Here is a 15,638-nt window from a genome sequence, read left to right on the forward strand (position 1 = left end):
CGTCACCGCTTCCGAGTGGCGACGAGCGACCAGACCGCGGCCGCGAGGTTCGCGAGCAGCAGCACACCGGGCCAGATGAAGAACCACTCCTCCCCCGACGCGTCGGCCGTCATCCAGACGAACAGCACCAGCTGCGTGACGGCAAGCGCGGGAGCGAGCCAGCGCGCGGCGTCGCGGCCGAGCCCCGGGCGCAGACGACGGCCCCCGAAGACGCCGATGAGGGCCGCGGCGAGAGCGACGACGCCCGTTCCCACCGTCAGGATCGGCGGGGTCGCCTGCCACAGGGCGTGGCGGATCCACGGCCCACGGCCATCCGATGAGAACGCGCCCTCGTCGAACCGCAGCTGCACCCCGGCCATCCCCTGTGACAGCCAGAACCACTGGTCGTCGTCGGCGGCGAGCGCGGTGCGGTAGACGACGGCGTCGTCGTCCTCGGTCGCCTCGAGCAGCGGCGGGTCGTCCTCGGACGTCCACGACGGCGCGTCGAGGGGCTCGACCGCCTCGGCGTCGGCGGCGATGTCCTGCGGCACCCGCAGCGCGAACGACACGCGCTCGACGTCCACGTCGACGCCCGACCAGTTCCAGTCCCAGTCGGGCGTGAGGGCGGTCCAGGTGACCGCGTCGCGCCATCCGTCGGCGGTGCGGATGGCCGCGGCCGCATCGGCGAGACGGTACCGCACCACGACGTCGTGCTCCCCCGGCCAGTCGTCGGCGAGCTCCGTCCGCAGGTACGCCTTCCCGTGACGGCGGCCGGTCTCGAAGGGGACCTCCGCCCCGTCGACCTCGACGGTCGTGACCTCGAGCTCCTGGCGGGACCCGTCGGGTCGATCACGCCACTCCCGCAGCAGCTGCGGGACCTCGTGGCGATCCTCGACCACCATCTCCAGCCGCTCCTCGACCTCCACCGCGAGGCCGCCGTCCGCCGTCGGGATGAGCTCGCCGGTCGCGTCGAAGGCCCGCACGAACGCGCCGTAGTCGCCGGCGAGGTCGGCGTCGAAGATCGAGTCGTCGGCGGTCTCGACCGTGGGCGACGCCACGGTGTTCGCGAGCAGGATGGCCACGAGCGGCGCGAGGATCGCGACCGCACGGATCGCGAGGCGGCCGCCGGTCAGAAGCGTCGGGTCGCTCGCGGCGGTGCGCGGCACGCCGGCGTCGTCGAGGGCGCGCTCGACGATGCGTCGCCCATCCCGCGCCCCGGCGAACAGGACGACGTAGGGCAGCAGCGGATCGCGCAGCGTGGTCTGCTCCGCCGTGCGCGCCTGCTCGATGTACTGCCGCAGCCCCAGCAGGTGCTCGCGGGCGAAGGCGCCGCGGCGGGTGAGGGGGAAGGCCGAGGTCGCGATGGCGATCACGACGACCGAGAGGATGGCGGTGGCCGCGACGATCGCGAGCGGCCACCAGTAGACGGACAGCGGCATCTGGTGGGACAGCTGCCGCGCGAGGCCGATCTGCAGGACCGGCAGGGCGACGGCCGCACCGAGGAAGCCATCGCGGACGACGCCGGCGGTCGACCGTCGGAGGCCGCGCTGCCGTTGCTCGCGTCGCTCGGGAGCCGCCCGGAAGCGCAGCCGCGCGGCGGCGACATCTCCCACGCGCCCTGCGCGATGCAGCTCGCGGAGGAGCTTCGGCCGGGCGCTGCGATCGCGCTGGTACGCCGCGATCGCGCGAACGAGAGCCGCGACGCGCCATCCGCCCCAGAGGTGGCTCGCCAGTGCGGGCGACACGTCGGGCTGCGGCCCGTATTGCGCCACGTACCAGAGGCGGCCGCGGGCATCGGCCCAGGCCACCGCTCGCGCGGCGAGGGCGAGGAGGAGCACCGCCCCGGACACCAGCAGCGGCAGGAACGGACCGACCACCATCACCCAGTAGAGCGGCGTGTGCGGGGGCATCGCGAAGGTGCCGGGCGCGAAGTTCAGGGCGAGCCGGAACGACGCGTAGGGCGGCATGGTCTGGTCGTTCGTCGCGGAATAGGTGACGGCGTCGACCGTCTCGCTGTCGGGCTCGAGCGCGACGTCGGTGCTCAGCAGCAGCCAGGCCAGCGAGGCGCGGGGCTGGCGCAGCAGCGCGTCGTCGAGGTCGCGAGGCAGCGTCACGCTGATGCGCTTGTCGAGCGTGCCCTGCGCCCATTCCGCACCCAGTGCGTCCCAGTCGAGCGTCTGCTGCCAGCGCCCGGTCGACTCGTCGTACACGTCGGCTGCCACGTCGTGCAGCGTGTAGCGGAGGAGCACGTCGTGGTCGCCGCCGAGACGCTCGCCCGCGGCGATGGCGAAGGTCGTGCGGGTGGCGGAGTCCGCGACCGTGACGTCCGCGGGCGAGCCGTCCAGGGTCGCCTCGACCAGTTCCGGCCGCAGGTCGTGACCGTGCAGCTCGGTGACGAGGGTGCGCTCGATGCCGTCCAGGTCGACGCCGTCGGGGAAGAACGCCTGCACGCGCTCCTCGACCTCGAGCTCCAGGCGACCGTCGCCGGTCCGCTGCACCTCGTAGTCCGCTGCGAACGAGCGTGCGATCCACGACTCGCCCGCGTCCTCTGCGCTCGAGTAGTAGTCGTCGAGCTCGAGCGGCGCGTTCACGACCGGGCCGACGAGCAGCAGCAGCCCGACGAGAGCCACGGCGGTCCAGATCGCGCGCATGCCCCAGCGGGCGGCGCGACTGCCACGAGCGCGCGAGCGCGCCTCGAACCGCAGCAATTGCGCGGACAGCCACCGGTACAGCGGCGTCTGCCGACGCGGTTCCAGACGCACGGCGTCGTCGGGAACCGCCCCTCCGCCGCTCATGCAGTCGCGTGCGCGAGGTCCAGCAGCTCCCGAGCGTGCGTGAGCGCCGCGTCGGAGTCGGTCAGCCCCGAGAGCAGCCGCGCCATCTCCGCTTCGCGGGCGGAGCCATCCAGCCGCTGGACGCTCGAGCGCGTCACCGACCCGTCATTCGCCTTCACGACGCTGAGGTGGTTGCCGGCGAAGGCCGCGACCTGCGCGAGGTGCGTGACGGCGATCACCTGGGACGACTGCGCGAGGCGCGCGAGGCGCTTGCCGACCTCGATCGCCGCGGCGCCGCCGATGCCCGCGTCGACCTCGTCGAACACGAAGGTGGGCACCGGGTCGGTCTCGGCGATGACGACCTCGATCGCCAGCATCACGCGGCTGAGCTCGCCACCCGACGCGCCGCGCGCGACCGACCGCGGCTCGGCTCCCGGGTGCGGGGCGAGCAGGAAGGCCACGTCGTCGCGCCCCGCCGCGCTCTCCTGCCCCGCGCTCACCTCGACGACCAGGCGCGCGTCGGGCATCGCCAGCGCGTGCAGCTCGGCCGTGACGGCGGTGCCGAGGCGGGTCGCCGCCTCCGTGCGCGCCGCGGTGAGCTGGTCGGCGGCCTCGTCGAGCTCGGCACGCGACTCCTCGCGCTGCGCGGACAGTCGCTCGATGCGGTCGCCGTCGTCGTCGAGCTCCGCGAGGCGCGCGGAGCCCGTCTCGAGGAGGGCGATCGCGGCATCCAGCGTGCCGTGCGCGCGGACGAGACCGCCGAGCACCGCGCGGCGCTCCTCCACGGCCGCGAGCTCCTGCGGGCCGGTCTCGTCGAGGTCGGCGAGGAAGCCCGACAGCTCGACAGCGAGGTCGGCGGCCCGGTAGCCGAGGTCGGCGAGCTGCTCGGCGATGCCGTCGAGTGCGGGGTCACCCGCGCGCTCGAGAGCCCGGCGCGCCTCGCCGAGGAGGCCCGAGACGTCGGCCGCGCCCTCCTCGCTCGAGAGCGACTCCCGGGCGAGAGCTGCCGCCGTGCGCAGCTCCTCGGCGTTCGCGAGGCGCTCGGCGCGCTCGGCGAGCTGCGCGTCCTCGCCGGGCTCCGGAGCGGCCTCCTCGATCTCGGCGAGCGTCGCGCGCAGCGTCTCCGCCTCGGTCTGACGCGCGGTGCGCTCGGCCCTGAGGGTGTGCAGCTCCTGCTCCAGGTCGCGGTGCGCGTGCCACGCCGAGCGATAGCGGTCGAGCGCCTCGCGCACCGGGGTGCCGGCGAAGCGGTCGAGGGCGTCGCGCTGCGCGGTGGCGGATCGCAGCCGCAGCTGATCGGTCTGCCCGTGCACGACGACGAGCGCATCGGCGAGGTCCGCCAGCACACCGGCGGGCGCCGCGCGTCCGCCGACGCTCGCGCGACTGCGTCCCTCCGCCGCGAGGGTGCGGGAGAGGTAGAGCTCGGCCCTGCCCTCGCCGATCGGCTCGAGGTCGCCGCCGGCCTCGCGCACGCGCTCGGCGACGGGACCCTCCTCCGGCACCACCCAGACGCCCTCGACGACCGCCTGGGACGCCCCCGCACGCACGGCGCCGGAGTCGGCACGCTGGCCGAGCAGGAGGCCGAGACCGGTGACGACCATCGTCTTGCCCGCGCCGGTCTCGCCCGTGATCGCGGTGAAGCCCGCGCCCATGGGCAGCGTCGCCTCTGCGATGACGCCGAGATCGCGCAGGCGCATCTCCTCGATCACTCGCGCTCCCCCAGCGTCGGCAGGGTGATCGCCTCGGTGGGGCTGTGCTCGCTCGGCCCGCGCCATCCCTCGGTGGGCAGCTTGAACTTGCGCACGAGCCGGTCGGTGAACGCGGCCGGGTGCAGCCGCGCGAGGCGGACGGGCTTCGGCGAGCGGCGCACGACCACGCGCGCGCCGGGCGGCAGCGGGTGGGAGCGCCGCCCGTCGCACCAGAGCACGCCGTTGCCGGCCGAGTCCGCCTTCAGCTCGACCGCCACGGCGTGGTCGGGCCCCACCACGAGCGGCTTCGAGAACAGGGTGTGGGCGGACAGCGGCGCGACCGCGATGGCCTGCACGGTCGGCCAGATGACGGGGCCGCCGGCCGAGAAGTTGTAGGCGGTCGACCCGGTCGGGGTCGCGACGACGACGCCGTCCGCGCCGTACGCCGTGAGCGGCCGCCGGTCGACCTCGATGATGACCTCGATCATCCGCTCGCGCTGGTCCTTCTCGATCGCGGCCTCGTTGAGGGCCCACGTCTCGTACACGACGCGGTCGTCGTCGTCCTTCACGATCACCGACAGCGCGAGGCGCTCCTCGACGGCGTAGTCGCCGATGATCGCGCGGTGCACGGCCTCATCCATGTCGTCGCGCTCGATCTCCGCGAGGAAGCCGACGTGCCCCATGTTGACGCCGAGGACCGGCGCGCTGCCGCCGCGCACGAGCTCCGCGGCACGGAGGATCGTGCCGTCGCCGCCGAGGACGATCGCGATGTCGATGTCGGCCAGCGGGATGTCCTCGCCCAGCGCCGGCACGTCGCCGAGAACGGGTGCGATCGCGGAGAGCTCCGCGCGATCAGCGGGCGCGAGCACCGCGACGGCGCCTTCGCTGCGCACGGCGTTCACCACGCGCACGGCCGCGGCCACGGTCTCCTCGCGGAAGGCGTGAGCGACGATCAGGATCCTGCGCTCGCTCATCGTCTCCCCGCCTCGCTCACGATCGTGTCCTCCCATTGTGTCGGATCCCCTCCGCCCTCCGGCCCGATGTGCACAAGCAACTCGACATTGCCATGACCGCCCTCGATCGGCGAGCGGCGCACGCCCCGCGTGCCGAGCCCGAGCTCCCACGCCGATCGCAGGACGTCGCGGACGGCCGTCGCGCGCAGCGCGGGGTCGAGGACGACGCCGTTGCGGATGGCCGTGCGGCCGACCTCGAACTGCGGCTTCACCAGGAGGACGATGTCGGCATCCGCCGCGGCGACCGCGGCCACCGCCGGCAGCACGTGGAGGAGGGAGATGAAGGACAGGTCCCCCGTGATCACCGACGGCGGCGTGCCGACGCCGCTCGCCGCTGCGAGGTTCTGCCGCGTCATGAAGCGGACGTTGAAGCCCTCCACGGCATGGACGCGCGCGTCGGCCGCCACCGCGGGCGCGAGCTGACCGTGGCCCACGTCGACGGCCATGACCGGCGCGGCGCCGCGCTCGCGCAGCACCTGCGTGAACCCGCCCGTCGACGCCCCCATGTCGAGCGCGACGCGGCCGGCGACGTCGACGCCGAACGCGTCGAGCGCGTGCACGAGCTTGTGCGCGCCGCGGCTGACGTACGCGTCCGACGCTGCGACCGTCAGCGGCGTCTCGTCGGAGACCGGAGTGGACGCCTTCGTGACGGTGCGGCCATCCACCTGCACCGCGCCATCCGCGATGAGGGTCGCCGCATGGGTGCGCGAACGCGCGAGACCGCGGGCCGCGAGCGCGGCGTCGAGACGCAGGGTCATCGCCGTCCGTCGACGGGAGCGGACTCCAGGCGCGCCGCCAGCTCGTCGTGCAGCGCGGCGTACGCCGTCGCCCGGTCGCCGAGGGGCTTCCCCTCGATCTCCGTCAGCCGATCGGCGAGCTCGGTGTGGCCATCCGTCACCCGTTCAGACTAACGGCGGTGGAACCGGTCCTCGTAGAGACGCTCGGGAACGCGGAAGCCGAAGATCTGGCGACCGGTGTCCCAGATCGCCTTCGCCGCCGCGCGGACGAGGTCGATATCGCTCGACCCCTCGCTGACGATCTGCACGTCCGGACCGTCGATCCGCACCGCGGCGTCGCGCACCCACACCGTGTCGCCCTTCACCCGAGCGACGGGGTACGGCTCGAAGAGCTCGCGCAGATCGCTGAGGATGTACGTCGGCCGGGAATGGGACGGCGCCGCGAGCACGTGCTTCGGCCGGTCGATGCCGGTGAGCACGAGCACGGAGTCCATGCCGGCCGCTTGGGCGCCCATGATGTCGGTATCGAGGCGGTCGCCGATGAAGAGCGGGTGCTGCGCCTCGAACCGCGCCGTGGCGGCGTGGAAGATCGGTGCCTCCGGCTTGCCCGCCACCGTCGCCAGACGGCCGACGGCGGTGTGCACGGCCGAGACCAGCGTGCCGTTTCCCGGCGCGATGCCACGGGCCTGCGGGATCGTCCAGTCGGTGTTGGTGGCGATCCAGGGGATGCCGCCCTCTTCCTCGGGAACGGCCAGCGCGAACGCGGCCTCCGCGAGCTGCGACCATCCGACCTCGGGCGCGAACCCCTGCACGACGGCCGCCGGGGCGTCCTCCGCGCTGCGGGTGACGACGTAGCCGGCCTTCTCGGCCTCGACCACGAGCCCTTCCCCGCCGACGACGAGGATGGTCGATCCGGCCGGGACGCGCTCGGCCAGCAGGCGCATGGCGGCCTGCGGGCTCGTGACGACGTCCTCGGCCGCGGTCGGGATGCCGAGCTCGCTCAGGTGCGCGGCGACCGAGGCGTCGGTGCGCGCGGCGTTGTTCGTGATGAATCCGAGGCGACGACCCTCGCTCGCGGCGCGGTTCAGGCTCTCGACCGCGTGCGGGATGGGGCCGGGCCCGGCGTAGACGACGCCGTCGAGGTCCGCGAGGACGACGTCCACCCCCTCGAGGGGAGCAGGGCCATCCGTCTTCTTAGAAAAGAGCGCCATCGGGGCGGCCGCCGTCCTTCTTCGATCCGTCTGCCTTGTCGCCGGCGGTGGGCGCGGCGCTCTCGTCTTCGTCCTCGTCGGCGCTGTCGATGCCGGCGGCGATGAGGAGCTCGGAGACCTCGTCCTCGATCGACATCTCCTCATCGGATGGCGCGGGCTCGGTCTTCGAGGAGCGCTGCGGTTCGGCAGTGCGCTCGGTCTCCGGCTCAGCCGGCGTCTCGGGCTCGACGGGGGCCTCGGGCTCGACGGGTGCCTCGGGCTCGACCTCCGCGTCGGAGGGCTCGTCGTTCGAGTCGGAGTCGGCGTCCGCGGGCTCGTCGGCCGCGGGCTCGTCCTTCGACTGCGGTTCCGCATCCGAGTCCTGCTGAACGTCGTGCTCGGACTCGTCGAACGGCAGCTCCTCGGTGTCCGTGTCATCCACGAACATGAAGTCGTCCTCGTCGGCGCCGCGGTGCTCGCTCAGCGCGCGCTCCGCGACCTCCGCGCGGCGACGCCACGACGCGGCCTCCTCCGTGCGTCCGAGGTCCTCCAGCACGTTCGCGCGTGCGGCGAACAGGCCGGGGCTCCACTCGAATGCGCGGTCCGGGTCCAGCTCGGGGATGTCCAGCTCGTGCAGCGCGAGCTCGGTCTGCCCGAGGTCCAGACGCGCACCGGACATCGCGATGGCGAGCTCCACGCGCGCCGCGACATCGAGTGCGTCGCGATCTGCGGCGCGGCCCTCCTCGAGAGCCTTCTCGGGGCGCCCGACACCGCGCTCGCTGTCGACGATGAGCGCCACGTTGTCGTTGCGGCCGGTGATGCGGCGCTGCGTGCGCAGCTCACGCAGCGCAAGCGAGAAGTCGCCGTTGGCATACGCCGTGATCGCGAGGGTCTCGCGTGCGACGCCGATGCGGCCCGCGTGACGCACGGCAGCCAGAGCGTGCTCGTGCGCGAGCTCGGGGTCTTCGTCGATGAGATTCGAGGCCATCGCGAGATGGCGCGCGACGCGGTCAGCGTTCTCCTTGCTGAGGGTCTTCAACTCGTTGCGCGCTGCCGGCGCGAGATCGCGCGCGGTGACGTCGTCGGGAAGGAACGGGTCCGGGATGCGCGCGTGCTCCGGCGGACGCGAGCCGCCGTCGCGATCGTAGGAGCGGTGGTCACCGGAGTTCCGGTCATCGCGCTGGTACGGACGACGCTCACCGGCGTTCCGGTCATCGCGCTGGTACGGACGACGCTCACCGGAGTTGCGGTCATCGCGCTGGTACGGACGACGCTCACCGGAGTTGCGGTCATCGCGCTGGTACGGACGACGCTCACCGGAGTTGCGGTCATCGCGCTGGTACGGACGACGCTCACCGGAGTTGCGGTCATCGCGCTGGTACGGACGACGCTCACCGGAGTTGCGGTCATCGCGCTGGTACGGACGACGCTCACCGGAGTTCCGGTCATCGCGCTGGTACGGACGACGCTCACCGGAGTTCCGGTCGTCACGCTGGTACGGACGACGCTCACCGGAGTTGCGGTCGTCACGCTGGTACGGACGACGCTCACCGGAGTTGCGGTCATCGCGCTGGTACGGACGACGCTCACCGGAGTTGCGGTCATCGCGCTGGTACGGGCGACGCTCACCGGAGTTGCGGTCATCACGCTGGTAGGGACGACGCTCACCCGACTGACCCGAGCTGCGATCGTCGCGCTGGTAGGGACGACGCTCACCGGAGTTCCGGTCATCGCGCTGGTACGGACGACGCTCCCCCGAATTGCGGTCATCACGCTGGTAGGAGCGACGCTCACCGGACTGACCCGAGCTGCGATCGTCGCGCTGATAGGGGCGACGATCGCCGGAATTGCGATCGTCACGCTGGTACGGACGACGCTCACCAGACTGGCCATCCCGCGAGTACGGACGACGCTCACCGGAGTTGCGGTCGTCGCGCTGGTAGGGACGACGGTCGCCCGACTGGCCCGAGCTGCGGTCGTCGCGCGAGTACGGACGGCGCTCACCGGACTGGCCATCCCGCGAGTACGGACGGCGCTCACCGGAGTCGCGGTCGTCGCGCTGATACGGACGACGGTCGCCCGACTGGCCCGAGCTGCGGTCGTCGCGCTGCTGATAGGGGCGACGTTCGCCCGACTGACCATCGCGGGAGTACGGGCGACGCTCCCCCGAGCTGCGATCGTCACGCTGACTCGGCCGGCCGCCGCGCCCGTTGCTCTCGCTGTAACGCGGCCGGCTGGTGCCACCATCGCGCTGCTGACGATCGCCGTTCGGTCGAGATCCGCCGTCGCGGCGGTCGTTGTCTCCGTTAATCGGCATGTCCACTCCTCGATGATGCCCCTGTAAACGCACGAAAGGGTCATCCGTCGTCGGATGACCCTTTCGTCTACGTGAAGTCCGGCGGTGTCCTACTCTCCCACAAGGTCCCCCTTGCAGTACCATCGGCGCTGAGAGGCTTAGCTTCCGGGTTCGGAATGTGACCGGGCGTTTCCCTCTCGCTATGACCGCCGAAACACTTGGTGATGTGTTTCTGACATCTAGCTTCTCTATGAAACTGTTTGGTGCCCGTACATCGGGAACCACAAAGTGGACGCGAGCACTCGCAGAAGGAGTGTGTTATCAAGTCATCGGCTTATTAGTACCAGTCAGCTGCACCCATTGCTGGGCTTCCACGTCTGGCCTATCAACCCAGTAGTCTGCTGGGAGCCTCTCACCCCGAAGGGTATGGAAGTCTCATCTTGAGGCCGGCTTCCCGCTTAGATGCTTTCAGCGGTTATCCATCCCGAACGTAGCCAACCAGCGGTGCCCTTGGCAGGACAACTGGCACACCAGAGGTTCGTCCAACCCGGTCCTCTCGTACTAGGGTCAGATCCTCTCAAACTTCCTACGCGCGCAGCGGATAGGGACCGAACTGTCTCACGACGTTCTAAACCCAGCTCGCGTACCGCTTTAATGGGCGAACAGCCCAACCCTTGGGACCTACTCCAGCCCCAGGATGCGACGAGCCGACATCGAGGTGCCAAACCATGCCGTCGATATGGACTCTTGGGCAAGATCAGCCTGTTATCCCCGAGGTACCTTTTATCCGTTGAGCGACAGCGCTTCCACAAGCCACTGCCGGATCACTAGTCCCGACTTTCGTCCCTGCTCGACCTGTCAGTCTCACAGTCAAGCTCCCTTGTGCACTTACACTCGCCACCTGATTGCCAACCAGGTTGAGGGAACCTTTGGGCGCCTCCGTTACTCTTTAGGAGGCAACCGCCCCAGTTAAACTACCCACCAGGCACTGTCCCTGAACCGGATCACGGTTCGAAGTTAGATATCCAGAGTGACCAGAGTGGTATTTCAACAACGACTCCACGGTAACTGGCGTCACCGCTTCAACGTCTCCCACCTATCCTACACAAGCCACACCGAACACCAATACCAAGCTGTAGTAAAGGTCACGGGGTCTTTCCGTCCTGCTGCGCGTAACGAGCATCTTTACTCGTAATGCAATTTCGCCGAGTTCGTGGTTGAGACAGTTGGGAAGTCGTTACGCCATTCGTGCAGGTCGGAACTTACCCGACAAGGAATTTCGCTACCTTAGGATGGTTATAGTTACCACCGCCGTTTACTGGGGCTTAAATTCTCAGCTTCGCCTTGCGGCTAACCGGTCCTCTTAACCTTCCAGCACCGGGCAGGCGTCAGTCCGTATACATCGTCTTGCGACTTCGCACGGACCTGTGTTTTTAGTAAACAGTCGCTACCCACTGGTCTCTGCGGCCACCACACCCTTTCCGGAGCAAGTCCGTATAAGTGGATGGCCCCCCTTCTCCCGAAGTTACGGGGGCATTTTGCCGAGTTCCTTAACCACGATTATCTCGATCTCCTTGGTATTCTCTACCTGACCACCTGAGTCGGTTTGGGGTACGGGCGGCTAGAACCTCGCGTCGATGCTTTTCTTGGCAGCATAGGATCACCCACTTTTTATCCCCATCACATCTCAGCCTTAATGAGTCACGGATTTGCCTATGACTCGGCCTACATGCTTGGACCAGGACAACCATCGCCTGGCTTGGGCTACCTTCCTGCGTCACACCTGTTAATACGCTAACCGCACCAGCATGGGGTCACGCGCTCCCCCGGACGGTGCCACCCGAAGGTGACGATGTCCGGCTTTGGGCGTTTAGCACCACTGGATTGATTGGGGCGGTTCTTTGCCGGTACGGGAATATCAACCCGTTGTCCATCGACTACGCCTGTCGGCCTCGCCTTAGGTCCCGACTTACCCAGGGAAGATTAGCTTGACCCTGGAACCCTTGGTCTTCCGGAGGACGTGTTTCTCACACGTCTTTCGCTACTCATGCCTGCATTCTCACTCGTGTGCCGTCCACGGCTGGATCACTCCGCCGCTTCACCCCGCACACGACGCTCTCCTACCCATCAACACGGCTGGACCACGAAGGCCTACCATTAATGTCAATGCCACAGCTTCGGTGGCGTGCTTGAGCCCCGTTACATTGTCGGCGCGGAATCACTTGACCAGTGAGCTATTACGCACTCTTTCAAGGGTGGCTGCTTCTAAGCCAACCTCCTGGTTGTCTAAGCAACTCCACATCCTTTCCCACTTAGCACGCGCTTAGGGACCTTAGATGGTGGTCTGGGTTGTTTCCCTCTCGACGATGAAGCTTATCCCCCACCGTCTCACTGCTGCGCTCTCACTTACCGGCATTCGGAGTTTGGCTGACGTCAGTAACCTTGTAGGGCCCATCGGCCATCCAGTAGCTCTACCTCCGGCAAGAAACACGCAACGCTGCACCTAAATGCATTTCGGAGAGAACCAGCTATCACGAAGTTTGATTGGCCTTTCACCCCTATCCACAGCTCATCCCCTCAGTTTTCAACCTAAGTGGGTTCGGCCCTCCACGACGTCTTACCGTCGCTTCAGCCTGGCCATGGATAGATCACTTCGCTTCGGGTCTAGGACACGCGACTGATGATCGCCCTATTCAGACTCGCTTTCGCTACGGCTACCCCACACGGGTTAACCTCGCCACGTATCGCTAACTCGCAGGCTCATTCTTCAAAAGGCACGCCGTCACCCCAACAAGGAGGCTCCGACGGTTTGTAAGCAAACGGTTTCAGGTACTATTTCACTCCCCTCCCGGGGTACTTTTCACCTTTCCCTCACGGTACTTGTCCGCTATCGGTCATCTGGGAGTATTTAGGCTTACCAGGTGGTCCTGGCAGATTCACACGGGATTTCACGGGCCCCGTGCTACTCGGGATACCACTCGCGGCAGGAACACGCATGTCGACTACGGGGCTACCACCCGCTCTGGCCGGCCATTCAAAACCGTTCGTCTATACGCACCTGTACCACGCGGAACACGGCAGCGTCCCCTAGTGGTCCCACAACCCCGAACGTGCAACGCCTGCCGGCTATCACACACGACTCGGTTTAGCCTCTTCCGCTTTCGCTCGCCACTACTCACGGAATCACTATTGTTTTCTCTTCCTGTGGGTACTGAGATGTTTCACTTCCCCACGTTCCCTCTACCCGCCCTATATATTCAGGCGGGAGTCACCAGGTCAGCACGCCGCCTGGCGGGGTTTCCCCATTCGGAGACCCTCGGATCACAGCCCGCTTATCGGCTCCCCAAGGCTTATCGCAGATTGCTACGTCCTTCTTCGGCTCCAGATGCCAAGGCATCCACCGTTTGCTCTTAAAGACTTGAAATCACATGAGTACACACACCCCAGCCGAAACCGGAGTATGCGAATTTCTTTAAGATGCTCGCGTCCACTGTGTAGTTCTCAAAGTACGGGCGGCACCACCCCACCCACCGGAAAACCCGGCTTCAGGATGGCCCACAAGGATCCAGCCACCAACAGGTGCCTGAGCCCTCAGGACCCAACAACGTGCACGCGCCCCACCCGCAGCCAGCACCCCGTTCCCACCCCGTCCGAAGACGAGACGTACTAAGAGCACCAGCGCGACTGAGGCGCCTTGTCAAATGTTCCACCCATGAGCTACCAGCACCACACATTCGGTGATGAACTGGCCTCTAGAACCTAAAAGGTTCGAGATGCTCCTTAGAAAGGAGGTGATCCAGCCGCACCTTCCGGTACGGCTACCTTGTTACGACTTAGTCCTAATTACCGATCCCACCTTCGACAGCTCCCTCCCACAAGGGGTTAGGCCACCGGCTTCAGGTGTTACCGACTTTCATGACTTGACGGGCGGTGTGTACAAGACCCGGGAACGTATTCACCGCAGCGTTGCTGATCTGCGATTACTAGCGACTCCGACTTCATGAGGTCGAGTTGCAGACCTCAATCCGAACTGGGACCGGCTTTTTGGGATTCGCTCCACCTCACGGTATTGCAGCCCTTTGTACCGGCCATTGTAGCATGCGTGAAGCCCAAGACATAAGGGGCATGATGATTTGACGTCATCCCCACCTTCCTCCGAGTTGACCCCGGCAGTATCCCATGAGTTCCCACCATAACGTGCTGGCAACATAGAACGAGGGTTGCGCTCGTTGCGGGACTTAACCCAACATCTCACGACACGAGCTGACGACAACCATGCACCACCTGTACACCGACCATAAAGGGGCGACCATCTCTGGCCGTTTCCGGTGTATGTCAAGCCTTGGTAAGGTTCTTCGCGTTGCATCGAATTAATCCGCATGCTCCGCCGCTTGTGCGGGTCCCCGTCAATTCCTTTGAGTTTTAGCCTTGCGGCCGTACTCCCCAGGCGGGGAACTTAATGCGTTAGCTGCGTCACGGAGACCGTGGAAAGGCCCCCACAACTAGTTCCCAACGTTTACGGGGTGGACTACCAGGGTATCTAAGCCTGTTTGCTCCCCACCCTTTCGCTCCTCAGCGTCAGTAACGGCCCAGAGATCTGCCTTCGCCATCGGTGTTCCTCCTGATATCTGCGCATTCCACCGCTACACCAGGAATTCCAATCTCCCCTACCGCACTCTAGTCTGCCCGTACCCACTGCAGGCCCGAGGTTGAGCCTCGGGTTTTCACAGCAGACGCGACAAACCGCCTACGAGCTCTTTACGCCCAATAATTCCGGATAACGCTTGCGCCCTACGTATTACCGCGGCTGCTGGCACGTAGTTAGCCGGCGCTTTTTCTGCAGGTACCGTCACTTTCGCTTCTTCCCTGCTAAAAGAGGTTTACAACCCGAAGGCCGTCGTCCCTCACGCGGCGTTGCTGCATCAGGCTTCCGCCCATTGTGCAATATTCCCCACTGCTGCCTCCCGTAGGAGTCTGGGCCGTGTCTCAGTCCCAGTGTGGCCGGTCACCCTCTCAGGCCGGCTACCCGTCGACGCCTTGGTGAGCCACTACCTCACCAACAAGCTGATAGGCCGCGAGCCCATCCCCAACCGAAAAATCTTTCCCATCACAGACCATGCGGCCATGATGCATATCCGGTATTAGCAACCGTTTCCGGCTGTTATCCCAGAGTCAGGGGCAGGTTGCTCACGTGTTACTCACCCGTTCGCCACTAATCCACCCAGCAAGCTGGGCTTCATCGTTCGACTTGCATGTGTTAAGCACGCCGCCAGCGTTCATCCTGAGCCAGGATCAAACTCTCCGTAAAAAACAGAAGCTGACCGCCACCGGGAAAACGGTGAAACGAGCAGCGAGTTCAATCATGACCAAATACGGATGTCATAACTGACAACCATTGTTTTGATCCAAAGGAATTCTCAAACCCAGTCACAAAGACCAGGCCGAGGATAATTTGGCATTTGACAAGTGCACGCTGTTGAGTTCTCAAGGATCAGACGCACCCAGCCCCACGACTCCCGCCGTGGCCCTCCGGGGCAACCATTCACCCCCAGAACAAGACCAGAAGCCTTGAACCGGGGAGTTATGTTTTGTGTTTGTCGCTGACCTGGGGCGGGGAACCTTCCGGCTCAACCTCGCTGCTTGGCGGCGACAAGAGACAACATTACGCCCGCACCCCCACCCCCGCAAACCGGTCAACACCTCGGGCGTGTCGCGCCGCTGGTCGCGGATGCGGCCTCCGAGCGGGTCCCGAGTCGACCCGCAAGTTCAGAGCAGTAGGGCTCTCTCGCTGGCTGGCACCTCGCCCATCCCGCACCTCCACTCCCCCACCGTGCGCACCACGCGCAGTCTTCGAGCGATCACGCACCTTCGGCGCCGCAGCGCAATCGACGAGCAACGGTGCAGCGTCAGAGCGGCAACGCTGTCTCAGAGCGCGGCTGGTCCGTCGAGCAACCGTGCGGT

The 15,638-nt window shown here is 66.8% G+C and carries 8 protein-coding genes and 3 rRNA genes; 1 reads left to right on the forward strand and 10 read right to left on the reverse strand.

Going from position 1 to position 15,638, the window contains the following annotated elements:
* Positions 1-2 precede the first annotated feature (2 nt).
* The 7 genes from D7D94_RS06010 to D7D94_RS06035 are packed head-to-tail and all read right to left on the reverse strand — an operon-like array spanning position 3 to position 8,369.
* Positions 3-2,774, reverse strand: a complete 2,772-nt coding sequence (locus D7D94_RS06010; RefSeq protein WP_156241757.1) for a DUF2207 domain-containing protein — start codon at positions 2,772-2,774, stop codon at positions 3-5.
* Positions 2,771-4,462 (reverse strand): DNA repair protein RecN, encoded by a 1,692-nt coding sequence (gene recN / locus D7D94_RS06015; RefSeq protein ID WP_156241758.1) that lies wholly within the window; start codon positions 4,460-4,462, stop codon positions 2,771-2,773. Before recN ends, D7D94_RS06010 begins: the two co-directional genes overlap by 4 nt.
* Positions 4,459-5,415, reverse strand: a complete 957-nt coding sequence (locus D7D94_RS06020) for an NAD kinase (protein WP_156241759.1) — start codon at positions 5,413-5,415, stop codon at positions 4,459-4,461. Before D7D94_RS06020 ends, recN begins: the two co-directional genes overlap by 4 nt.
* Entirely contained in the window at positions 5,412-6,212 is an 801-nt protein-coding gene (locus tag D7D94_RS06025; protein WP_156241760.1) for a TlyA family RNA methyltransferase, read from the reverse strand. Before D7D94_RS06025 ends, D7D94_RS06020 begins: the two co-directional genes overlap by 4 nt.
* Positions 6,209-6,352: a hypothetical protein gene (locus D7D94_RS14240; protein ID WP_173024242.1), complete on the reverse strand. Its 144-nt coding sequence runs from the start codon at positions 6,350-6,352 to the stop codon at positions 6,209-6,211. The genes D7D94_RS06025 and D7D94_RS14240 overlap by 4 nt, the downstream gene beginning before the upstream one ends.
* A gap of 9 nt (positions 6,353-6,361) precedes the next feature.
* Positions 6,362-7,402 carry an HAD-IIA family hydrolase gene (locus D7D94_RS06030; protein ID WP_156241761.1) on the reverse strand — a complete coding sequence of 347 codons (1,041 nt, stop codon included), beginning with the start codon at positions 7,400-7,402 and terminating at the stop codon, positions 6,362-6,364.
* Positions 7,386-8,369: a hypothetical protein gene (locus tag D7D94_RS06035; RefSeq protein ID WP_216648694.1), complete on the reverse strand. Its 984-nt coding sequence runs from the start codon at positions 8,367-8,369 to the stop codon at positions 7,386-7,388. The genes D7D94_RS06030 and D7D94_RS06035 overlap by 17 nt, the downstream gene beginning before the upstream one ends.
* Positions 8,370-8,534: 165 nt before the next feature.
* Here D7D94_RS06035 and D7D94_RS14245 point away from each other — a divergent pair, with 165 nt between their 5' ends.
* Positions 8,535-9,725 (forward strand): hypothetical protein, encoded by a 1,191-nt coding sequence (locus D7D94_RS14245; RefSeq protein ID WP_173024204.1) that lies wholly within the window; start codon positions 8,535-8,537, stop codon positions 9,723-9,725.
* Between the two features lie 49 nt (positions 9,726-9,774).
* On the opposite strand, the gene rrf is transcribed toward D7D94_RS14245, so the two are convergent.
* The 3 genes from rrf to D7D94_RS06050 all read right to left on the reverse strand — a co-directional run bounded on the left by rrf (position 9,775) and on the right by D7D94_RS06050 (position 14,985).
* Positions 9,775-9,891 (reverse strand): 5S ribosomal RNA (rrf, locus tag D7D94_RS06040).
* A gap of 103 nt (positions 9,892-9,994) precedes the next feature.
* Positions 9,995-13,101: ribosomal RNA gene (locus D7D94_RS06045) — 23S ribosomal RNA — on the reverse strand.
* 360 nt (positions 13,102-13,461) lie between these two features.
* Positions 13,462-14,985 (reverse strand): 16S ribosomal RNA (locus tag D7D94_RS06050).
* Together the 16S, 23S and 5S rRNA genes form the textbook arrangement of a ribosomal RNA operon.
* Between the last annotated feature and the right edge of the window lie 653 nt (positions 14,986-15,638).

The organism is Microbacterium oryzae (assembly GCF_009735645.1).
Lineage (GTDB): Bacteria > Actinomycetota > Actinomycetes > Actinomycetales > Microbacteriaceae > Microbacterium > Microbacterium oryzae.